Source organism: Microbacterium sp. AK009, assembly GCF_013410955.1.
In the GTDB taxonomy this organism is placed as follows: Bacteria; Actinomycetota; Actinomycetes; order Actinomycetales; family Microbacteriaceae; genus Microbacterium.
Genome location: NZ_JACCCG010000002.1, coordinates 510,377 through 531,857 on the forward strand (window position 1 = coordinate 510,377; position 21,481 = coordinate 531,857).

Below are 21,481 nucleotides of genomic sequence, written 5' to 3' on the forward strand. Positions count from 1 at the left end.
CCCGCCACTCCCGGGCCCCGTCACCACGCCTGACTGCCCGTCCCTACCGGCGCGCGTCTCACTTGCGGCGGTTCTCGGTCGCTGAGCCCGCGTTTGCTGAGACATGCGCGGGCAGGTGTCTCACAAGCCGAGCCCTTCTGCCGTGTTCGTATCGTCTTCTGCGACACCGGACTCCTCCTGCACATCCATCGCTGACCGCTTGCCGTCCACAGATGCGAGGTCGCTCCCCCGCGCGTCGGTGCGGAAAGGCTGAATGGTCGGATGACACGACGCGCCCGCCCGCTCCCGCCGCCGTTCTCCGACCGCCCCTTCTCCACGGCTGAAGCCCGCGCCGCCGGTGTATCGCCCTCGCGCCTGCGTGGACGCGATCTCGAGCGTCCGACGCGGGGAGTCCGGGTCGTGCGCCCCGTGGCCCCCCGCCCGATCGCGGCCGAGACCGCGAGCCACAGCGAACGCCTGGCCGACCTGCGGGAGGACCTCGTCCGCCGTGCGCGCGAGGTGGCGCCCGCTGTGACACCGGCACAGTTCTTCAGCCACAGCACCGGTCTCGCCCTCCTCGGAGCCCCGCTGCCGTTCCGCCGTGACGGCGCTCATCCCCTTCACCTCTCGGTGCGGCGTCCGGCGCCTCAGCCTCGCCGCACAGGAGTCGTCGGCCACCGCCTCCAGGATCGGCCGGGCGGACGGTGGATCGCCGACGGTCTCCCCATCGACCACCCGGCTCGACTGTGGCGACAGGCGGCGGGAGGGTGGGATGTCGATGACATCATCGCGGCGGGAGACTTCCTGATCTGTCCCCGCCACCGCCTCATCACGCTCGACGACCTGTGGGATGAGGTCCGGGTCGTCGGCGACGTGTCGGGCAGAAAGCTGCATAGGGCGCTCGATGAGATCCGCGCGGGCGCCGAGACCGCCGAGGAGACGCGGCTGCGCCTCGCCATCACGCGTGCGGGTCTGCCCGAGCCCGCGCTCAATCACGACCTGCGTACTGACGCGGGCAGATTCGTCGCCCGCCTGGACCTGGCCTACCCGCGATATCGGGTGGGCGTCGAGCACGACGGCCGTGTCCATGCGTTCGACGAGAAGCAGTTCGCACGGGACGCCGATCGCTGGGACGACATCCGCCGCGAAGGGTGGACGCACGTCCGCATCCTCAGCCATCATCTGCGCCCGGACCCGGCCAGGGCTGTGCAGAAGGTCGCCGAGGCGCTTCTCGCCGCCGGGTGGCGTGGTCACGGTGTCTGACCCCACGCGTGTCTCAGAAGAGGTGGCCTCCATGCCTCTGACACCGCCTCTTCTGCGACACGCGGGGCGAGGATGTCGCAGATGATGCGCCGATGGCGGCGGCCGGCGCCGGTTTGTGGGACATGGCGGCCGCCGGCCGCGGTTTGTGGGACATGGCGGCGGCGGCAGGCGCCGGTTTGTGGGACATGGCGGCCGCCGGCCGCGGTTTGTGGGACATGGCGGCGGCGGTGCGCGCCCGACGCCGTTCAGCCGAAGAGCGCGGCCGCCTCGTCGTAGCGGTAGCGCGGCACGGTGTTGAGCTCGCCCAGCGCCTCGGCGAAGGGCACCCGCACGATGTCGGTGCCGCGAAGCGCCACCATCTTGCCCCACTCCGCGTCCATCACCGCGTCGGCGGTGTGAAGCCCCAGGCGCGTGGCGAGCACCCGGTCGAATCCCGAGGGCGATCCGCCCCGCTGGATGTGGCCCAGCACCGTGGCGCGGGTCTCGATCCCGGTGATGCGCTCAATCTCGGGGGCGAGCACTTCGCTGATGCCGCCGAGTCGCGGACGGTTGAAGGCATCGAGGCCCTTGTCGCTGAACGCCTCGTCCATTCCCTTGAGCTTGAAGCCCTCCGAGACGACGACCAGCGGCGCGCGGCCTCGGTCGTGCGCCTTGGTCACCAGTTCGCAGATGTCGTCGATCGTCAGCGGCACCTCGGGGATGAGGATGGCATGCGCCCCCGCGGCGATGCCCGCGTGCAGCGCGATCCAGCCGACGTGGCGCCCCATGACCTCGGCGACCATGCAGCGCTGATGGGAGTCGCCGGTGGTGCGCAGGCGATCCATCGCCTCCGAGGCGATGTTGACGGCGGTGTCGAAGCCGAACGAGTAGTCCGTGGCGCGCAGGTCGTTGTCGATCGTCTTCGGGACGCCGATGACGTTGATGCCGTCCTTTGACAGGCGGTCGGCGGCGGCGAGGGTCCCCTCCCCGCCGATGGCGATGATCCCGTCGATCCGATGACCGTAGAGCGTCTTGGCGATGTTCTCCGCTCCCCCGCGCGACCCCTCGTACGGGTTCGTGCGGCTGGTGCCGAGGATGGTGCCGCCGACCTTGGACAGGCCCTTCACCTCGTGACGGGTGAGGGGGAAGAAGTCCGCGTCCACCACACCGCGCCAGCCGTCGCGGATGCCGACGAACTCGAGGTCGTAGTTCGTCGTGCCCTTCAGCACGACGCCGCGGATGACGGCGTTCAGGCCGGGGCAGTCGCCGCCGCTGGTCAGGATGCCGATCTTCATGTGTGTCCTCGGTGCTCTCGGGGTGGGGCTATCGGCGACGCTGCCTCACCCCGAGAGTACTGCCGGATGCCGGGGGCACACCAACCCGGCAGGCCCGCGGCCCGGCTCAGACTTCGCCGAGCGCCCGCCGGGTGAGATGCATGAGCGCCGACAGCTGCACCGAGTCGCTGGACTCGGGGTCCACCGCGATGCCGTCGAGGGCCCGCTGGGCGAGTCCCTGCTTGGAGTCGATGAGCTCGGCGATCTTGGTGTCGATCGTGTGGGCGGCGATGATGCGCCACGCCGTCACGGGCTCCGCCTGGCCGATGCGGTGCACCCGGTCGATGGCCTGCGTCTGCTCGGCCGCCGTCCACGACAGCTCCGCCAGCACGACGTTGGAAGCCGCCTGCATGTTCACGCCGACACCGGCGGCCGTCAGCGAACACACCGCGACACCCACCCCGGGGTCGTTGTTGAACGCGTCGATGGCCTCCTGGCGTGCGGTGGAGGTCTGGTCTCCGCGCAGCGACACCGACCGCACTCCCGACGCGCGGAAGTGCGCCTCGGCGGCGTCCATGACGTCGATGTGCTTGGCGAAGAACACCACTTTGCCCACCGACCGCTGCAGCTGCACGGCGTAGTCGGCGGCGAGATGGGCCTTGGCCTGACCGATGCGACGCACCATGGTGAAGACGTTCTCCGACCCCGTCCCCTGCGCCTTGGACTCGTCGAGCTCGTTCTGGGCGACCAGTCGCACGATGTCGTCGTCGAGCTCTCCGGGCAGGTGCAGGGTCGCCTGCCCCTGGCGGGCGGTGCCGCGGGCCTCGATGATGCGGCGGTAGCGCGCGGCGAGGCGGTCGCCGAGCTCGCGCTCGGCCTGGCGGATGGATCGGCCGAATTCGTCGTCGAGCTCGACGGGAAGGTCGGCGATCAGCTTGTCGGGGAGGTCGGCTGCGACATCCGTCTTCAGCCGCCGGACGATCCCCATCGAGATGACCGCCTCACGGGCGGCGGGGTAGAACGCCTTGTCGGCCGGTGTGAGACCCGACTCGTCGAGCTTCTCCATCAGCGCCGGCCCCGGCTTCTCGCCGGTGGTCCAGCCGAGGAAGCGCCAGATCGCGTCGAAGTCCTCGACGTCGTTGATCAGCGGGGTGCCGGTGAGGGCCAGCATGAGGGGGTCGCGCACCTGCTCGCGGATGCGGCCCGCCAGGGCGAGGACGTTCTGCGAGCGGAGCGAGGTGAGGTTCTTGATGAAGTGGGCCTCATCGACGACCATGCCCTTCAGCCCGATCGAGCTCAGCCATGACAGGTGCCGGTCGAGGATCTCGTAGTTGACGATGAACACGTCGGCGAAGGCGTCCATCGCCTCCCCGTCGCCGTGGATGACGGTCGCCCGGCGCTGCGGCGTCCAGCGCGCGACCTCGCGCGCCCAGTTCATCTTCACGACGTTCGGGACGACCGCGAGCAGCGGATAGGCGTCGGCGACCGAGGCGGCGAGCACCGACTCGGCGGTCTTGCCGAGGCCCGGCTCATCGGCGAGGAGGAACGACCGGTGCCCCTGACGCACCGCCTCGAGGAAGCGCGACTGGTGCGGCATGACCTCCAGGCCCTTGGGCGAGAGACGGTCGAACTCGGGGACGGGGGGCAGATCCATGGATGCTGCGCCGCCTCCGGCACCGGTCTCGAAGGCCTTGTAGAGCGGGCCCATGAGCTCCCAGCCGTCCAGGCGCCGGCGGATGTTGTCCTTGGGCGCCAGGCGCGACAGGTCCGGCGCGAGGAACGGGTTCGCCATCTGGCGGGCTTCGATGGTCGGGGGCACCACCTGGCGCTCGGCGAGCGCGGCGGGTACGACCTGCGCGGGCGCCGGAGCGCTGTCGGTGATGATCAGCTCGTCCGGCGGCAGCTCGGCACCGGATTCCAGCAGCCAGTCGCGTCGCATGCGGCGGGCGACCGGCGAGGTGGCCTGGTCGACTTCGAGAAGCTGGATCAGAGAGGTGTCGCGAGCCGCGGTCTTGGCGAGGATCGTCGCGACACCGTCGAGGCGCTTCAGCAGCTCCGAACGGGTGGCGTCGGTGATCTCGGTGTCGGCCTTGACCCGTGCCCGCTCCTCGCGGACGAGGAAGGCGATCACCTGGAACTTGACGCGATTGGTGGGCCCGAGCTTGCCGCGCTGGGCTTTGGCTTCGACCTCGCGAACCTTGCGGGCGAGGATCGGGATGACGGGGGCGTCGTCGTCGCGGCGCGACGACGACCTTCTGCGGCTCGACGCCGAGCGTGAGCGCGAATCCTGGGCGGGTGCCGTGGTCGGCATGCTCCTCCTGAGCGTGAGTGCCGGTGAGGACCGGCGGGTGTCCGGCGGGGCCGGTGAGAGCGACGGGGTCCGCGGGCGGCGATCCGTCACGACGCGGGTCGGAGTCCTCGGCCGGGCGGCTGCGGGCACTCGCTTCAGCGAGCTGCGGCGACGCCGGTGAGATCTCCGGCAACGATTCTAGCGCGCCGCCGGGCCGCGCGCCCACTCCCCGCACACCCTGCGGCGCGTCGGGTCACCCCCAGAGCGTCTGGACGATGTCCTCGCTGTACCCCTCGGGGGTGAAATTGATGTAGGCGGTGGCCACCCATCCGTTGTCACGCACGACGTGGGTCTCGCCCCGGAGGTACGGCACATCATCGAGCGAGACACCGCGCTGCTCGATGCGGCAGACGGTCCCGCCCAGCGCGTCCTCGCAGCCGAAACCCGACTCCAGCAGGCCGGTGCGCAGCGCCGCCGCCTGCGTCGCGTCGATCACAGTGACGGTGGTCGCGAGCCCCGACTCGCTCGGGGTACCCCACGAGCAGCGGATCGACGGAGGCCCGGCGGCGAGGATCTCCAGCCCGACGGCGTTCTCGGTGGAGTACATCGTCACGCCGGGATCGTTCAGGGGCGGGTTCTGCTGGTTGAGGGAGTCGAGCATTGTCGCCGAGTAGATGTCCTCGCACCGCTCCGGCAGCTGCAGCGTGTCGGGCAGCATCGTCTCGATCGGCGAGGGGGTCGGCGCAGGCGACACCGGAGTGACGCCATCCGACGGAGTCGGGCTCGCGGACGGCGAGGGCGTCGAGCCGGGCTCGGGGACGCATCCGGTCGCCACGGCGAGGATTATCGTCGCGCCTGCGGCGATGACGACTGCGCGTCGGATGTTCATCATGGGTGCCCTTCCCCCGTCGGATTTCGACGATACCCGCGGGAGTAGGGTGAGGGCGTGACCGATCAGCCGGCGACACGCGAGCGTGTCGTCCTCCTCGTCGCGATCCTCGCGTCGTTCGTGGCCTTCCTCGACAGCACGGTGGTCACGGTCGCCCTTCCCGCCATCGCCGAGGAACTGGGCGGAGGACTCGCCACCCAGCAGTGGGTCGTCGACGCGTACCTCATCACCCTCGGCGCGCTCATCCTCGTCGCGGGCTCGCTCAGCGACGTGTTCGGCCGTGTCGTGGTGCTGGTGTGGGGACTCATCGGGTTCGGAGTGACCTCCGTCGCGATCGCCGCAGCGCCGACGGCGGAGTTCCTCATCGTCGCGCGCGGACTCCAGGGGGTCGCCGGCGCCCTGCTCGTGCCGAGCTCGCTCGCCCTCATCACCGCAACCTTCCGCGGTCCCGCACAGGCGCGCGCCATCGGCACGTGGACGGGCGCGACGACGGCGGCCATGCTCGTCGGCCCCCTGCTCGGCGGTGTCTTCGTCGACCTGCTGTCGTGGCGCCTGGCCTTCCTGATCAACGTGGTCCCCATCGCCGTGACGCTCTTCCTCCTTCCGCGTATGGGGCTGGCCGAGAGACGCGACCCCACGCGCAGCGTCGACTGGGCGGGCGCGGCGATGTGCGCCGTCGGACTCGGCGGGGTGGTGTTCGCCCTCATCGAGCAGCCGAACCTCGGGTGGTCCTCACCTCTCATCTGGGCGACGCTCGCCGTCGGCATCCTTTCCTTCGCCGGGTTCCTCGTCCGACAGCACCTGGCGCGCAGTCCCATGATGCCGCTCGGCCTGTTCCGCGTCCGCAATTTCTGGACCGGAAACGTCGCCACCGCCTTCATCTACGGTGCCCTGTCGCTGAACGGGTTCGTGGTCGGGGTGTACCTGCAGCAGAGCGCAGGGCTTCCCGCGACCCTGGCGGGGCTGGCGATGCTTCCCAGCACCGTGCTGCTGATCGTCCTCAGCTCGCGGGTCGGCACCCTCGCCGGCAGGATCGGCCCGCGCCTGTTCATGACGGTCGGGCCCTTGCTCATGGCCGTCGGCGCCCTGCTGCTGCTGACCGTGTCGGAAGACTTCGACTACTGGTGGCAGGTGCTCCCGAGTGTCGTCATTTTCGGCCTGGGGCTCGCGGTGACCGTCTCGCCCCTCACCTCGGCCATCCTCGGTGCCATCGACAGCTCACGCTCGGGAATCGCCTCCGCGGTGAACAACGCCGTCGCCCGCGTCGCGGGTCTGCTGGTCATCGCGGCCCTCGGCACGATCGTGGGCGGGTCGCTCGACCTCGACGGCTTCCACCGGGCGGCAGTCGTCACCGCCGTGTTCCTCGCCATCGGCGGGGTGGTGTCGTGGTTCGGGATCCGCAACCCCGTCGCGAGCGAGAGCCCGGCAGAGGTCAGGTGAGACGCACGGACCTCAGATGAGGCTCTTGGTGTGCCAGACCGTCTTCACCTCGGTGAAGGCGGTGATCCGCTGCAGGCTCGGCGCTGCCGCATCCGGTCCCTGCTCTGGCGGAAGCACACGGGTGAGCGTCTCGGCCGCCTTCACCTGCAGGTCGATCCAGTCGATGTCTCCCGCGCCGACCAGGTCGAGCGCGTGCACGTCGGGGTGACCCGCCAGCCACGGCGCGATCTCAGCAGGCGATCCCGTGAGGATGTTCACGACACCGCCGGGCACATCTGAGGTGGCCAGCACCTCGGCGAGGCTGATGGCCGAGAGCGGGAAGGCCTCGGAGGCGACGACGACCACGCTGTTGCCTGCGACGAGGGCCGGCGCGATCGCAGACACCAGGCCGATCAGGGCGGTGTCCTGCGGGGCGATCACGCCCACCACCCCCGTGGGCTCGGGCACCGACAGGTTGAAGTAGGGCCCGGCCACCGGGTTGGCGTTGCCGGTGACCTGCGCGAACTTGTCGCACCAGCCGGCATACCAGACCCACCGGTCGATGGCTTCGTCGACCTCGGCGGCCGCCTGGGACTGCGACAGTCCGGTCTGCGCGATGACCTCATCGACGAACTGGCCGCGGCGACCCTCGAGCACCTCGGCGACGCGGTAGAGCACCTGTCCGCGGTTGTACGCGGTGGCGCCCGACCAGGTCTTCACGGCACCGACGGCGGCACCCACCGCATCGCGCGCATCCTTCCGCGAGGCCTGCGCCGCATTTGCGAGGAATGCGCCACCGGGCGAGCGAACCTCGTAGGTGCGCCCGGACTCGCTGCGGGGGAAGGCCCCGCCGATGAAGAGCTTGTAGGTCTTGGGAACGGTCAAACGCTGTGTCATGTCCTGGGTCCTCAGCTGTTCGCGGTGCTCTTCAGGTACGCCAGCAGGCCGTGGCGGCCGCCCTCACGTCCATAACCGGATTCCTTGTAGCCGCCGAACGGGCTCGAGGGGTCGAAGCGGTTGAAGGTGTTGGCCCACACGACGCCCGCGCGGAGGCGATCCGCAACGGCGAGGATGCGCGATCCCTTGTCGCTCCAGATGCCGGCCGACAGCCCGTAGGGGGTGTTGTTGGCCTTCTCGATGGCTTCTGCGGGGGTGCGGAAGGTGAGCACCGACAGCACCGGCCCGAAGATCTCGTCGCGCGCGATCCGGTGGCTGGTCTGCACGCCGGTGAAGATCGTCGGCGGGAACCAGAAGCCGTTGTCGGGGATGACGCAGTCCGCGCTCCAGCGCTCCGCGCCCTCCTCCTCGCCGATGCGGCTGAGTTCGCGGATGCGATCCAGCTGCTCGCGGGAGTTGATCGCGCCGATGTCGGTGTTCTTGTCCAGCGGATCGCCGAGACGCAGGGTGGACAGGCGCGCCTTCAGCCGGTCGACGACCTCGTCGTGGATCGACTCCTGCACGAGCAGTCGACTGCCTGCGCAGCAGACGTGACCCTGGTTGAAGAAGATCCCGTTGACGATCCCCTCGATGGCCTGATCGATCGGCGCGTCCTCGAAGACGATGTTCGCCGCCTTGCCGCCGAGCTCGAGGGTGAGCTTCTTTGGCGTGCCGGCGACGGCGCGGGCGATCTCCCGTCCGACGGCGGTCGAGCCGGTGAAGGCCACCTTGTCGACGTCGGGATGACGCACGAGCGCCGCGCCCGTCGCGCCGGCGCCGGTGATGATGTTGACCACGCCCGGCGGAAGGTCGGCCTGCTGCAGGATCTCCGCGAAGAGCAGTGCCGAGAGCGGGGTGGTCTCGGCGGGCTTGAGCACGACCGTGTTCCCCGCGGCCAGGGCCGGGGCGACCTTCCACGCGAGCATGAGCAGCGGGAAGTTCCACGGGATCACCTGAGCGGCCACCCCGAGCGGGCGGGGGTTCGCACCGGCGCCGGCGTGGTCGAGCTTGTCGGCCCACCCCGCGTAGTAGAAGAACCACGCCGCGACCTGCGGGATGTCGACGTCGCGGCTCTCCTTGATGGGCTTGCCGTTGTCCAGGCTCTCTGCGACCGCGAGCTCGCGGGCGCGCTCCTGGACGAGGCGGGCGATGCGGAAGAGGTACTTCCCGCGGTCGCGCCCCGACATGGTCGACCAGGTCTTGTCGAAGGCGCGTCGGGCGGCGGCGACGGCGGCGTCGACGTCGGCCTCGTCCGCGTGTGCCACCGTGGCGATGCGCTTCTCATCGGCCGGTGCCACGGTGTCGAACGGAGTTCCCGATCCAGGACGGAACTCACCGTCGACGAAGAGGCCGTACTCGTCCCGCAGGGCGAGGATCGACCGGGATTCGGGTGCCGGGGCGTAGTCGAGGAAGGACATGGATTCTTTCGTGGTGTCGAGCTCGCGGGTCATCCGGGTCTCCTCAGTCGATCGTGACGTAATCGGCGCCGGTGTAGTGGCCGGAGCGCAGCTTCTGCCGCTGGCGGAGGACGTCGTTCAACAGCGATGATGCGCCGTAGCGGAACAGGTGCGGCTGGAGCCACTCCTCCCCCACCGTCTCGGCCACGAGCACCAGATAGGCGATGGCGTCCTTGGCGGTGCGGATGCCGCCGGCGGGTTTGACCCCTACCCGCTGCCCGGTGGCGCGGTACCAGTCGCGCACCACCTCGAGCATGAGGAGGGTCGTCGGGCGCGTGGCGGCGGGCTGCACCTTGCCGGTGGAGGTCTTGATGAAGTCGGCGCCGGCGAGGATCGCCAGCCACGAGGCGCGCTTGATGTTGTCGTAGGTGTTCAATTCGCCGGTCTCGAGGATGACCTTCAGCGAGGCGAAGCTTCCGTCAGCACGACGGCAAGCCTGCTTGACCTGCACGATCTGGTCGAACACCAGTCCGTAGCGCCCCGAGAGGAACGCACCGCGGTCGATCACCATGTCGATCTCGTCGGCGCCGGCGGCCACCGCCTCGGCGGTGTCGGCGAGCTTGATGGCCAGCGACGCGCGGCCGCTCGGAAAGGCGGTGGCCACGGCCGCAACGCTGATCAGGGCGTCGTCGGGATCGCCGTGCGCTGCGCCCAGGGCCGCCACGGCATCGGGGACCATATCTCCGTACACGCAGACGGCCGCCACGCGGGGACAGGTGGGGTCGGACGGGTCGGGGGTGAGCGCCTTCGCAACGAGAGAGCGCACCTTGCCCGGGGTGTCGGCACCCTCGAGGGTGGTGAGATCGATCAGTTGGATGATGCGGTCCAGCGCCCAGGCCTTGGAGGTCGTCTTGATCGAGCGCGTCCCGAGAGCCGCGGCGCGCTGTTCGAGACCGACGGCGTCGACGCCGGGGAGGCCGTGCAGGTAGCGCCGGAGGGTGGTGTCATCCGGCTCCCCGCCGAGGAGATCGACGGCGCGCTCGGTGAGCGTCTGAAGTTCGGTGCGGCTCATGGCCCTTCCCTTTCCCGGTTGCCTGCGGTCGGGCAAACCTCAAGCCTAGACGGTCAGCGCCGCGCGCACACGGTCGACGTCGTCGGCCATCTGGGCGATCAGCTGCGGAATCCCCTCGAAAGCCCCCATGGCCCGGATCCGATGGCTGAACTGCACCTCGACCCGGTGACCGTAGAGGTCGAGATCGGTTTCGTCGAGAACGTAGGCCTCCACCTGCCGACCGGTGACGTCGTCGAAGGTGGGATTGGTTCCGATGCTGATGGCGGCGGGATAGCGGATGCTGCTGCGCGGGCCCTCAGGCAGACTCGTCGTGATCGGCCCCTCGTCCACGAGCCAGCCGGCGTAGACGCCGTCGGCGGGGACGTACCCTTCGCGATCCGCGGACAGGTTGGCGGTGGGGTAGCCGAGCTCCCTCCCCCGCTTCAACCCGTGCACCACCTCGCCCCGCACCGACGGGGCTCGCCCGAGGAGCTTCGCGGCCCTGTCGACGTCGCCGGCTTCGAGGAGCTCGCGTATCCACGTCGACGACACGCGGCGCTCGCCCTCGACGGCTCGGACGTCGTCGACGACCTGCAAAGAGAAGCCGTGCTCGGCGGCGAGCTCCTCCAGAAGCGTCACATCTCCCGCTCCGCCCCGGCCGAACCGGAAGTCGCGACCGACGAGGAGCATCGCCACCCCGAGGGCGTCGACCAGCAGCGTCTGGACGAACTGCCGCGGCTCGAGGTCGGCGAGCTCGCGGTCGAACGTCAGCATGAGTGTAGCGTCGACCCCCGCCTCCGCCAGGAGCCGGAGCTTCTGGTCAGGTCCGACGAGGCTCACCGGGCACAGGTCCGGGCGCAGGAGCGCGAGCGGATTGCGATCGAAGGTCACCGCGACGACCGGAGTTCCCATCGTGGCGGCGTTGACCCTGGCCCGCTCGATGAGTGCGCGATGGCCGGCATGCACGCCGTCGAACTTCCCGATGGCGACGACGGAGGGCCCATACTCGGCGGGGATGTCCTCCGGGCTGCGGAAGACGATCATCGCGCCACCGCGTCGGCGGGAGCCGCCGCGGCCGGGCGTACCACCGGGCGGTGCAGGATCAGCCACCACAGCCCGAGGAAGGGAAGAACCAGAGGGATCAGCAGATACCCCGCTCCGAACCACGACCACACGGTGGGGTGGGCGAACAGGGCGGGCAGGACGAAGCTGAGCGTCCCGATGATGAGGACGCCGGCGAGTTCGAAGCAGATGGCGATCCACGCGACGCGATACCAGGTGCGCGACCCGGAGAAGATCAGTGCGAGCGTGGCGAGGATGTAGACCACCGCCGCGAGCGCCGAGAGCGTGTAGGCCAGCGGCGCCTCATCGAACTCGCGGACGATCTGGACGAAGGAGCGACCCGTGGCGGCCAGCGCCATGATGCCGTAGACGATGACGAGGACACGGCCGATGCCGGTCATGCGAGGGCGGGGGGTCGAGATCATGGCGTACCCCATCCTACGTTCGCCGCCTGCCGGGCGCTCAGGCGAGCTGGATGGTCCAGATCACCTGCATCCGCCACACCATCACCGCCACGGCGAGAGCGGCGACGCCCATGATCACCGTGCTCCACCGGCTGCGTTCCACCAGCGCCCAGGCGACTCCTGCGGGCGGGAGGAGGGCCGCCGAGACGAGGTAGACCCAGAACTCCAGCAGGCTGCCGCTGGGCGGGTTGCCGGCGAAGGGCGCGATGATCGCGACGACGATCTGCACGATCAGCAGCACTTCGACGAGGGCCATCGCCCCGACGGTGAGGTCACTGGGTCGGCGTCCGGCAAGACCGAGGATGACGCCGAGCAGCCCCGCTGCCACGGCGACGCCGACCTGGATCAGGGTGAACCACAGAATCATCCCGTGACCTCCTCGGGCATGTTGACGACGCTCTTGATGTCGTCCCCCCGACGTTCGACGATGCCGACCAGGGCCCCGTCGGGGTCGATCGCCGCCGCGCGCGGGCCGGGGAGAGCCGAGGCGATCCCGGCCAGCCGCTTGCCGTGACGAAGGTCACGGGCCTGCGCCGCAGTGACGCCGAGTGCGCCGAGCACCGCCGCGGCGGCCTCCGCCGGCGGCCACGGTGACGCCTCGGCCAGGTCATCGACGCCGACCGCGTCGGCGATCATGAACGGACCGATGCGCGTGCGGCGCAGAGCCGTGAGATGGCCACCCACGCCGAGGGCGACGCCGAGGTCGCGGGCGAGCGAACGGACGTAGGTGCCGCTGGAGCAGTCCACCGTCACGTCGAGGTCGATCATGGTCCCGGTGCGGCGCTCCTCGGTGACCTCGAGACGGAACACCGTCACCTCCCGCGCCGCCAGCCGGACCTCCTCCCCCGCTCGGGCCAGGTCGTAGGCGCGCCGTCCGTCGACCTTGATGGCGGAGTAGGTGCTCGGAACCTGCGAGATCGAGCCCCGGAGTCCCGCGAGGTGGGTCTCGATCTCGGCGGCGGTCACGCCCGAGGCATCCGTCACCGTCGTTGTCTCCCCGTCGGCGTCGTCGGTGGTGGTCGCCTCGCCGAGACGGATGGTCGCCTCGTAGGTCTTGTCGAGTCCGACGACGAAGGTGAGCAGGCGCGTGGCCGCGTCCACCCCCAGCACCAGGAGCCCCGTCGCCATCGGGTCGAGCGTCCCGGCGTGGCCGACCTTCCGCGTCCCCCGCGCGCGTCGAGCGCGGGCGACGACATCGTGGCTGGTGATGCCGGAGGGCTTGTCGACCAGGAGGATGCCCGCCATCAGCAGGAGTCCGCCCAGACGCGACGGGGATGCTCCGGGTCGGTGTTGTCGACGATGGCGGAGGCCACGGCGCGGGGATCGGCCTCCTGCAGATAGAGCTCCTGGCCCTGACGGTAGCGGGCGTTCGAGGCGGCCCACGGGTCGGGGTCGGTGCCCTCGCGGGCGGCCACGCGGGCCGCGGCGACGTCGACCGGCGTGTCCAGCCAGACCGACCAGTGCCAGATCCCGCGGAGTTCGGGACGCAGCAGGAAGATGCCGTCGACGATGAGGACCGCGTCTCGAGGACCGGTCACCCACTCGGTCTCGACCGGGGCGTCGCGACGGTGGTCGAACGCGGCGAGCTGGAACCCGGTCGAGCCGCCGGTCTGGGCCCCGTCACGAAAGGGCTCGATGAGCACGCGGCGGAAGGTGGCGTCGTCGAACGAGTCGCGGTAGAAGCCCTCGGGCGAGGTCCGCCCGCGCGCGTACCGCTCCGCGCGAGGACGGTGGAATCCGTCGATGGAGGCGCGGAAGACCGCCGAGCCGTCCTCGGCGAAGACCTGAGCGAGATGGTCGGCGAAGGTGGTCTTGCCGGCGCCGTCGATGCCGTCGACGGCGAGCATGATGCGGCCCGCACGGTAGTGCTGACGCACCTCATCGCGAAGCGACCGCCACAGCGTGGTGGCCGGCGTGACGGGCAACTGCATGGGGTTCAGCCTACGACGGCGCGGCCCGCGCACCGCGCGGTCCTGTCTAGGCTGATCGCCATGCCCGACCTCGCCACGCCGCTCATCGCGTGGTATCGCGACCACGCGCGCGACCTGCCCTGGCGACGCCCCGGCTTCCCGGCCTGGGGCACGCTCGTGTCGGAGTTCATGCTCCAGCAGACGCCGGTGAACCGCGTCATCCCGCATCTGAGGGCGTGGCTCGTGCGCTGGCCCGCCCCGGCGAGCCTTGCCGCCGATCCGCCGGCCGAGGCGGTGAGGCAGTGGGCGAATCTCGGCTATCCGCGGCGCGCGCTGTGGCTGCACCGGGCCGCCACCGAGATCCGCGACCGGCACGGCGGGGTCGTGCCGCACGACGTCGATGCGCTCCTCGCACTGACCGGGATCGGCGACTACACCGCCCGGGCTGTGGCGGTCTTCGCGTACGGCCTGCGGCACCCGGTGGTGGACACCAACACCCGCAGGGTGCTCGCCCGCGCCGTGGACGGGCGGTCCCAGCCGGGACCGCCTGCGCGCCGTGACCTCTCGGCGATGGAGGCGATCCTCCCGCCCGCCGACGACGCCGCCGCGATCGTCAATGCGGCGGCGATGGAACTCGGCGCGACGGTCTGCACCGCGCGGGCACCTCGGTGCGCGGCCTGCCCCCTGTCGGCGATGTGCGCGTGGCGGGCGGCGGGGTACCCCGACACCGGCGACGCACGCCGGCGCCAGGCGCGCTACGAGGGCAGCGACCGGCAAGCCCGCGGAGCGGTGCTGAAAGCGCTCAGGGAGGCCGCGCACGACGTGCCGCAGGAGTCGGTGCTCCCGGACTGGCCGGACTCCCTCCAGCGCGACCGCGCGATCGACTCCCTCGTGTCGGATGGCCTTGTCGAGGCATCCGCGGGGATGCTGCGCCTTCCGGTGCGGGGTCAGTCCTCGTCGTCGCGCGGCTTGACGTACGGGTCGGCCTCGCCGGCGTAGGTCGCGGAGGACGCCAGTCCGGCCACCGCCTGGTCGCGCTCGCGCGCCTGACGCAGGAGGTCTTCGATGTGACCGGCGTTCTCGGGGAGCGCGTCGGGGATGAACTCCAGGGTGGGGGTGAGCCGGACGCCCAGGCCCCGGCCGACTTCGCTGCGGAGCATGCCCGTGGCCCGGCGCAGGGCCTCACCGGAGGCCAGACGCGCCTCCTCGTCGCCGAGGACGGTGTAGAACACCGAGGCGTGCTGCAGGTCGCCGGTCACCTTCACATCGGTGATGGTGACGAACCCCAACCGCGGATCGCGCAGCCCCTTCTCCAGTCGCTCGGCGATCAGCACCTTGATGCGGTCAGCCAGTCGAGCCTGTCGTTCCCCAGCCATCTTCTTCTCCTTACTTCCACCCCGAGGCGTCTCGACCGGGCGGAGGTGACGGATGCGCCCTGGACAGTCGGGGTCTTGGGGGTCCTGTTGTCCAGGGCGCATCCGTCACCGGAGCCCTCAGCGATCGATCAGCCGCGCGGCTTCTCCACCATTTCGGTCGTCTCGATCTCGTCGCCGATCTGGATGTCGTTGTACTTGCCGAGCCCGATACCGGCCTCGAAGTCCGTGCGGACCTCGGTGACGTCATCCTTGAACCGGCGCAGCGACTCGATCGCCAAGCCGTCGGCGATCACGACGCCGTCGCGGATGACCCGCGCCTTGGCGTTGCGCGTGATCGTGCCGGAGCGGACGATCACACCGGCGATGTTGCCGAACTTCGAGGAGCGGAACACCTCGCGGATCTCGGCGACGCCCGACTGGACCTCTTCGTATTCCGGCTTGAGCATGCCCGTCAGGGACTGCTCGACGTCGTCGATCGCGTTGTAGATGACCGAGTAGAACCGCACGTCCACACCCTCACGGGCAGCGCGCTCGCGCGCCTTGGTGTCGGGGCGGACGTTGAAGCCGATCACGATCGCGTTGTCGATCGTGGCCAGGTTGATGTCCGACTCGGTGATCGCGCCGACGCCGCGGTGGATGATGCGCAGCTGCACGCTGTCATCGACCTCGATCTTCAGCAGCGACTCCTCCAGCGCCTCGACGGCACCGGAGACGTCGCCCTTGATGATGAGGTTGAGCGACTCGACCTTGCCCTCTTCCAGCGCACGGGTGAAGTCCTCGAGCGAGATGCGCTTGCGGGCCTTCGCCAGGGCGGCGTTGCGCTCCGCGGCTTCACGCTTCTCGGCGATCTGACGGGCGGTGCGGTCTTCCTCGGTGACGATGAAGACGTCGCCGGCGCGCGGCACGGAGTTGAGCCCCTGCACCTGCACGGGACGGGACGGGTAGGCCTCTTCGACCGGCTCGCCGTTCTCGTCGATCATCGCGCGGACGCGGCCGTAGGCGGTGCCCGCCACGATCGCGTCGCCGACCCGGAGGGTTCCGGACTGGATGAGCACCGTCGCGACCGAACCGCGGCCCTTGTCGAGCTTGGCCTCGATGGCGACACCGCGGGCGGCCTTGTTGGGGTTGGCTGTGAGATCGAGTCCCGCATCGGCGGTGAGCAGCACCGCGTCCAGGAGGTCCTGGATGCCGATGTTGTTCCGCGCCGACACGTCGACGAACATCACGTCGCCGCCGTACTCCTCAGCCACCAGACCGTACTCGGTGAGCTGCTGACGCACCTTGGCGGGATTGGCCTCGGGCTTGTCGATCTTGTTCACCGCGACCACGATCGGCACGTTCGCGGCCTGCGCGTGGTTCAGCGCCTCCACCGTCTGCGGCATGATGCCGTCGTCGGCGGCGACCACGAGGATCGCGAGGTCGGTCACCTGCGCACCACGGGCACGCATGGCGGTGAACGCCTCGTGGCCCGGCGTGTCGATGAAGGTGACGGCGCGCTCGATGCCGTCGTGCTCGGTCCACACCTGGTAGGCGCCGATGTGCTGGGTGATGCCACCGGCTTCGCCTGCGACCACGTTGGTCTGACGGATGGCGTCGAGCAGTCGCGTCTTACCGTGGTCGACGTGACCCATGACGGTCACGACCGGGGGACGGATCTCCAGGTCCTCTTCGCTCTCGGCCTCGAGCTCGGCATCGAGGTCGAGTCCGAAGCCCTCCAGGAGCTCCTTGTCCTCGTCCTCGGGCGAGACCATCTGGATCTTGTAGCCCAGCTCCTCGCCCAGCACCTCGAAGGTGGCTTCGTCGAGGGACTCGGTCGCGGTGGCCATCTCGCCGAGGTTGAACAGGATCGTCACGAGCGTTCCGGGCTGCACGGTGTACCCGCGCAGGGCCTCGAGCTTGTCCGCGAAGTCGGAGATCGATGCGCCGCGGCGCAGGCGGATGATCTCGCCGTTGCCCTTCTGAACGTTGACGCCGCCGACGACGGGCGCCGACCGCATCTCGAATTCCTGCCGCTTCGCCCGACGCGACTTGCGCTGCTTGGACTTTCCGCCGCCCTTGCCGAAGGCACCTGCGGTGCCACCGCCGGGGCCTCGACCGCGACCGCCGCCGCCACCCGGGCGACCGGCGAAGCCGCCGCCGGCGGGAGCACCGGGGCGGAATCCGCCGCCACCGCCGCCGCCGGGACGACCGGGACCGCCGGGACGCTGCTGGAAGGGCGCGCCGGGACGCCCGCCGCCGCCGGGGCGACCGGCGCCACCGGGACGCGGCGCGCCGGGGCGCGGTGCGCCCGGACGCGGGGCCTGCGGCCGCGGGATGTTACCGGGGGTCGGACGCTGGCCCATCCCCTGCTGCGAGGAGAACGGGTTGTTTCCCGGGCGCGGGCCGGCGGGGCGCTGCCCCATCCCCTGCTGCGAGGAGAACGGGTTGTTGCCCGGACGCGGCGCACCCGGACGCGGAGCACTGCCGCCCGGCCGCGGCGCGGGCGGGGTCGGTGCCGCCGGCGAAGGCGCGGGGGCGGAGGAAGCCGGAGCCTCGGGCGCGGCGGCAGCGGGACGCTCGGCCGCGGGGGCCGGTGCGCCGGGCGCCGCGGGGCGCGGCGACGACTGCGGAGCAGCCGGGGCTGCGGGCGCCGCCGGAGCGGCGGGCGCAGGCGCGGCCGGCTTGGCCGAGGGCGCAGGACGCGAGGGGCCGGGGCGACCCGCCGGGCGGGCGGGCGCGGTCTTGGTGTCGCCGGCCGCGGCCGGAGCACCGTCCGCCTGCAGCGCAGCGCGGAGCTTGCGAGCCACGGGGGGCTCGATGGTCGACGAGGGGCTCTTGACGAACTCGCCGAGTTCCTTCAGCTTGGCCAGAGCGACCTTGCTGTCGACGCCGAGTTCGGAAGCGATCTCGTGCACGCGTGGTTTGGCAGCCACAAATTCTCCTGTCTGGGCCTACCCAGACAGGGCAGGCCGTTAGTCGCGGACGGGTCTCATTTCGAGCCGTTCACTTTTTTTCCATAGCCGTTCAGCCGTTTCTCGAGGGCTTTCGTGTCAGGCGCACCTGACACCCGCAATGCGCGAATGAATGCGCGGCGCCGCACTGCGGCATCCACGCACTCCTGTGTGTCGTGAACCCACGCGCCCCGCCCCGGCATCGACGCGCGCTCATCGAAGACGAGAACAGAATCGACCGCCACCACTCTCAGGAGGGTGGCCCGGGGAGCACGCGCGCGGCATCCGACGCACATTCGTACGGGTTCCATGGTACACCTCGCCGGGCGTCGGCCCGGTGCCCGATCAGCCCTCTTCCAGGATCGAGTCCGGCTGGATGTCGATCTTCGCGCCGGTGAGCTTCGCCGCGAGACGTGCGTTCTGCCCTTCCTTGCCGATGGCCAGCGACAGCTGGTAGTCGGGGACGAGCGCACGGACGGCCTTGCTGTTCGAATCGAGGATGAAGCTGGAGGTCACCTTCGCCGGCGAGAGGGCGTTCGCGACGAACTTCGCCAGCTCGCCGTCCCAGTCGACGATGTCGATCTTCTCCCCGCCGAGCTCTTCGGTGACGGCCCGCACGCGCCGACCGAGTTCGCCGATGCAGGCGCCCTTGGCGTTGACCGTCGGATCGATCGCTTTGACCGCGATCTTGGTGCGGTGGCCCGCCTCCCGCGCGAGGGAGACGATCTCGACCAGTCCGTCGGCGATCTCGGGGACCTCGAGGGCGAAGAGCTTTCGGACCAGGCCCGGGTGGGTCCGCGACACCGTGATGGAGGGACCCTTGGTGCCCTTGGACACCGAGGTGACGTACACGCGCAGGCGCGCGCCATGGGGGTAGTCCTCCCCGGGGACCTGCTCCTCGGGAGGAAGGATCGCCTCGACGGTGCCGAGGTCCACATGGACCATGCGCGGATTCGGCCCCTGCTGCACGATGCCGGCGACGATGTCGCCCTCCTTGCCGCGGAACTCGCCCAGCACCGCGTCGTCGGCGATGTCGCGCAGACGCTGGCTGATGACCTGCTTGGCGGCGAAGGCGGCGATGCGGCCGAAGTCGTCGGGAGTGGTCTCCTCTTCGCCGATGACCGCGCCCTCTTCGTCGGTGAGCGGCAGGTAGATCGCCACGTGACCGGTCTTGCGGTCGATCTGCGCACGGGCACCCGAAGGGAGCTCGCCGGTGGCGGAGGAGTGCTTGGCGTAAGCGGTCAGAATCGCCTGCTCGATGATGCGCAGCAGCTCGTCGAAGGGGATCTCCTTCTCCCGCTCGATGGTGCGCAGCAATCCGAGATCGATGTCCACGATGCCCTCTCCTCTATTCAGCTCTCTCCGGTATCCAGCCGCTCCGGAATCCTTCCTACGGTACCCGATGGGGCGCGCAAGGGTGTCGGTCGGTCACCGCGCGCAGTCGTCGCGATCGAGGTCGCGCAGCTGGAACCGCTCATCGCTCCAGCGCATGAGGACGGGCAGGAACCGCGAGCCCGGCAGCAGGATCTGCAGGTGCTCGTACTCGTCGTACACCAGCGTCCGCATGCGATTGCCGGCAGCGCAGGAACGTGCGACGAAGTCCTCCTGGAGTGAGGGAGGGATCACCTCGTCCGCGCTCCCCCACGCCAGGAGGACCGGCACCTCCCACGGGCCGGATGCGGCATTGTCCTCCAGTCGTTCCCCGAGGGGGCCCGCGGTGAGGTCACTGGCGTACAGCGGGTTGTCGGCGGAGACCCCGAGCGCGGTCGCGACCGAGACGACCACCCCGGGTTCACTGGGACAGCGCTGCGTCATCTCGCGGACGATCGGCGCGGCGCCCGGAGCGAGATACCGCGACAGTTCGACGTCGTCATACGTGTCGGAGTAGGGCACGAGGACCCAGGAGATGAGGATCGCCAGGAGGGCGTTCGGCTCGCCGGAGATGAGCTCCTCGGCAAGCTCCGCCGGCTCCGCCGCCGGAGCGAGGGCCGCCACTCCCAGCACATCGACGTCGGGGGCGTAGTCGTCCGCGATCTGAGCCGCCCACAGGGCCGCGTGCCCGCCCTGGGAATGCCCCCAGGCCATCGTCCGCTTCGACAGGTTCAGCCCGTCGATCTCCCGCGAGGCGAGAACCGCGTCCAAGGACGACCTCGCCTCGCCGGTCCCGATGAGATACGGGAAGACACCGGGAGCACCCTGCCCGGAGTAATCGGTGGAGACGACCACCCAGCCCTTGGCCAGCGCGTCCTCCAGGGCGGGGATCGCCCATCGCGTGGCGGCGTCGTCGCGGAGGCTGGGCGCGCACCCGCGCGCGACACCGGTCGTGCCGTGGTGCCACATCACGACCGGGCGCGCACCGCGCGGCGGGTCCACCGGCGAGATGACGAGGCCGCTCGCGACGGCCGGCTGGCCCGCGGCATCCCTCGTGGTGTACAGGATCCGCGTGACCTGTCCCCCCTCCGGGGCACGACCGGAGTAGTCGTCGGCGCGGATCAGCCGCCCGTGCTCGTACGGCACGACCTCGGGCGGGGTGTAGAACGCGTCGACGACGGGGGCGCCGTCCTGCAGCCATTCGTTCACCCACCAGCCGCCGGCACTCACCGCCACCAGAAGCAGCGACAAGGCGTACCGCCCGACCGCCTGCCAGCCGCGCAGCCGCCGCGACTCCCGAGCCGAGCCGTCGGCGGAGGCGCGTGCACGGGAGGACAGCGCCGCCTGACGCACGACCCGGAGGAGCTGGGTCGCGCCGAAGACGATGGTGCGCACACCGAAGATCACGGCGACGACGAGGACGGTCACGTCGGGCCACGTGACGGAGAGGATGGCGAAGACGATCTGGCTCGCACCCCAGGTCGCCGAGAGCACGCGCTCGCTCGCGCGACCGCGCATCAGAGCGTCGGCGAGAGAGGTCAGGCCCCCCACGACGAGCAGGACCGCGATCGCGGCCGGAAGGATCTGCAGGGCGCCGCGCAGGCCCAGGAGGATGCCGAGACCGAGCGCCACCCAGACGATCGCCAGCGCACGCGACAGCCACCGCGGCTCCCTCGGGCGGACGATCTCGGCGATGCCGGTGGCCAGCGCACTCAGCGCGACGTAGATCGCCAGGAGCACGAGGGAGGTGAGCGGCCGCGTGACGACGAGGAGACCCAGGAGCAGGGCGCCCGCCCCGATCACCACCGACACCCACGGCGGCGCGTGAGTGGCGAAATGCGCGAGCGTTCGCCACCGGACGCGGCGCGGGTTCGGGTGTGCGCTCACCCGG

General features: G+C 70.5%; 19 protein-coding genes. 3 read left to right on the forward strand and 16 right to left on the reverse strand.

The window, feature by feature from the left end; translation table 11 throughout:
• The first annotated feature begins 261 nt into the window (after nucleotides 1–261).
• Entirely contained in the window at nucleotides 262–1,242 is a 981-nt protein-coding gene (locus HDC37_RS06420) for a hypothetical protein (protein WP_179559537.1), read from the forward strand.
• Between the two features lie 245 nt (nucleotides 1,243–1,487).
• On the opposite strand, the gene HDC37_RS06425 is transcribed toward HDC37_RS06420, so the two are convergent.
• From HDC37_RS06425 to HDC37_RS06435, 3 genes are all read right to left on the reverse strand, one after another.
• Nucleotides 1,488–2,516 (reverse strand): ATP-dependent 6-phosphofructokinase, encoded by a 1,029-nt coding sequence (locus HDC37_RS06425; protein ID WP_141937916.1) that lies wholly within the window; start codon nucleotides 2,514–2,516, stop codon nucleotides 1,488–1,490.
• Between the two features lie 106 nt (nucleotides 2,517–2,622).
• A complete protein-coding gene (locus HDC37_RS06430) occupies nucleotides 2,623–4,806 on the reverse strand; it encodes a DEAD/DEAH box helicase (protein ID WP_179559538.1) in 2,184 nt (727 codons plus the stop codon).
• A gap of 232 nt (nucleotides 4,807–5,038) precedes the next feature.
• Nucleotides 5,039–5,674: a hypothetical protein gene (locus tag HDC37_RS06435; protein WP_179559612.1), complete on the reverse strand. Its 636-nt coding sequence runs from the start codon at nucleotides 5,672–5,674 to the stop codon at nucleotides 5,039–5,041.
• A 57-nt stretch (nucleotides 5,675–5,731) separates the two neighbouring features.
• Between HDC37_RS06435 and HDC37_RS06440 the strand changes: the two genes are divergently transcribed.
• Nucleotides 5,732–7,114, forward strand: coding sequence for an MFS transporter (locus HDC37_RS06440; RefSeq protein ID WP_179559539.1), 1,383 nt, complete (start codon nucleotides 5,732–5,734; stop codon nucleotides 7,112–7,114).
• Between the two features lie 12 nt (nucleotides 7,115–7,126).
• Here HDC37_RS06440 and HDC37_RS06445 read toward each other — a convergent pair whose 3' ends face one another.
• Genes HDC37_RS06445 through HDC37_RS06480 form a run of 8 tightly spaced genes read right to left on the reverse strand, consistent with a single transcriptional unit; the run spans nucleotide 7,127 to nucleotide 13,934 of the window.
• The gene (locus HDC37_RS06445; protein WP_179559540.1) at nucleotides 7,127–7,990 is read right to left on the reverse strand and encodes an aldehyde dehydrogenase; all 864 of its coding nucleotides are present in this window, start codon (nucleotides 7,988–7,990) and stop codon (nucleotides 7,127–7,129) included.
• Nucleotides 7,991–8,001: 11 nt separating this feature from the next.
• Entirely contained in the window at nucleotides 8,002–9,447 is a 1,446-nt protein-coding gene (locus tag HDC37_RS06450; RefSeq protein WP_179559613.1) for an aldehyde dehydrogenase family protein, read from the reverse strand.
• A 43-nt stretch (nucleotides 9,448–9,490) separates the two neighbouring features.
• On the reverse strand, nucleotides 9,491–10,498 hold the full coding sequence (gene deoC / locus HDC37_RS06455) for a deoxyribose-phosphate aldolase (protein WP_179559541.1): 1,008 nt from the start codon (nucleotides 10,496–10,498) through the stop codon (nucleotides 9,491–9,493).
• A gap of 45 nt (nucleotides 10,499–10,543) precedes the next feature.
• Nucleotides 10,544–11,521, reverse strand: a complete 978-nt coding sequence (locus tag HDC37_RS06460; RefSeq protein ID WP_179559542.1) for a bifunctional riboflavin kinase/FAD synthetase — start codon at nucleotides 11,519–11,521, stop codon at nucleotides 10,544–10,546.
• Nucleotides 11,518–11,964, reverse strand: a complete 447-nt coding sequence (locus tag HDC37_RS06465) for a hypothetical protein (RefSeq protein WP_179559543.1) — start codon at nucleotides 11,962–11,964, stop codon at nucleotides 11,518–11,520. The genes HDC37_RS06460 and HDC37_RS06465 overlap by 4 nt, the downstream gene beginning before the upstream one ends.
• A 37-nt stretch (nucleotides 11,965–12,001) precedes the next feature.
• Nucleotides 12,002–12,370 (reverse strand): hypothetical protein, encoded by a 369-nt coding sequence (locus HDC37_RS06470; RefSeq protein ID WP_179559544.1) that lies wholly within the window; start codon nucleotides 12,368–12,370, stop codon nucleotides 12,002–12,004.
• Nucleotides 12,367–13,248 carry a tRNA pseudouridine(55) synthase TruB gene (gene truB, locus HDC37_RS06475; protein WP_179559545.1) on the reverse strand — a complete coding sequence of 294 codons (882 nt, stop codon included), beginning with the start codon at nucleotides 13,246–13,248 and terminating at the stop codon, nucleotides 12,367–12,369. The genes HDC37_RS06470 and truB overlap by 4 nt, the downstream gene beginning before the upstream one ends.
• Nucleotides 13,248–13,934, reverse strand: a complete 687-nt coding sequence (locus tag HDC37_RS06480) for a uridine kinase (protein ID WP_179559546.1) — start codon at nucleotides 13,932–13,934, stop codon at nucleotides 13,248–13,250. Before HDC37_RS06480 ends, truB begins: the two co-directional genes overlap by 1 nt.
• 60 nt (nucleotides 13,935–13,994) lie before the next feature.
• Between HDC37_RS06480 and HDC37_RS06485 the strand changes: the two genes are divergently transcribed.
• Nucleotides 13,995–14,912: an A/G-specific adenine glycosylase gene (locus tag HDC37_RS06485; protein ID WP_179559547.1), complete on the forward strand. Its 918-nt coding sequence runs from the start codon at nucleotides 13,995–13,997 to the stop codon at nucleotides 14,910–14,912.
• On the opposite strand, the gene rbfA is transcribed toward HDC37_RS06485, so the two are convergent.
• The 5 genes from rbfA to HDC37_RS06510 all read right to left on the reverse strand — a co-directional run bounded on the left by rbfA (nucleotide 14,861) and on the right by HDC37_RS06510 (nucleotide 21,477).
• Nucleotides 14,861–15,289, reverse strand: a complete 429-nt coding sequence (gene rbfA / locus HDC37_RS06490) for a 30S ribosome-binding factor RbfA (protein WP_179559548.1) — start codon at nucleotides 15,287–15,289, stop codon at nucleotides 14,861–14,863. The genes HDC37_RS06485 and rbfA overlap by 52 nt on opposite strands.
• A gap of 128 nt (nucleotides 15,290–15,417) precedes the next feature.
• Nucleotides 15,418–18,201, reverse strand: coding sequence for a translation initiation factor IF-2 (infB, locus tag HDC37_RS06495; protein ID WP_308472120.1), 2,784 nt, complete (start codon nucleotides 18,199–18,201; stop codon nucleotides 15,418–15,420).
• Between the two features lie 56 nt (nucleotides 18,202–18,257).
• A complete protein-coding gene (locus HDC37_RS06500) occupies nucleotides 18,258–18,530 on the reverse strand; it encodes a YlxR family protein (protein ID WP_124292866.1) in 273 nt (90 codons plus the stop codon).
• Nucleotides 18,531–18,564: 34 nt separating this feature from the next.
• Nucleotides 18,565–19,554 (reverse strand): transcription termination factor NusA, encoded by a 990-nt coding sequence (gene nusA / locus HDC37_RS06505; protein ID WP_179559549.1) that lies wholly within the window; start codon nucleotides 19,552–19,554, stop codon nucleotides 18,565–18,567.
• Nucleotides 19,555–19,647: 93 nt separating this feature from the next.
• Nucleotides 19,648–21,477 carry a lipase family protein gene (locus HDC37_RS06510; protein WP_308472121.1) on the reverse strand — a complete coding sequence of 610 codons (1,830 nt, stop codon included), beginning with the start codon at nucleotides 21,475–21,477 and terminating at the stop codon, nucleotides 19,648–19,650.
• Between the last annotated feature and the right edge of the window lie 4 nt (nucleotides 21,478–21,481).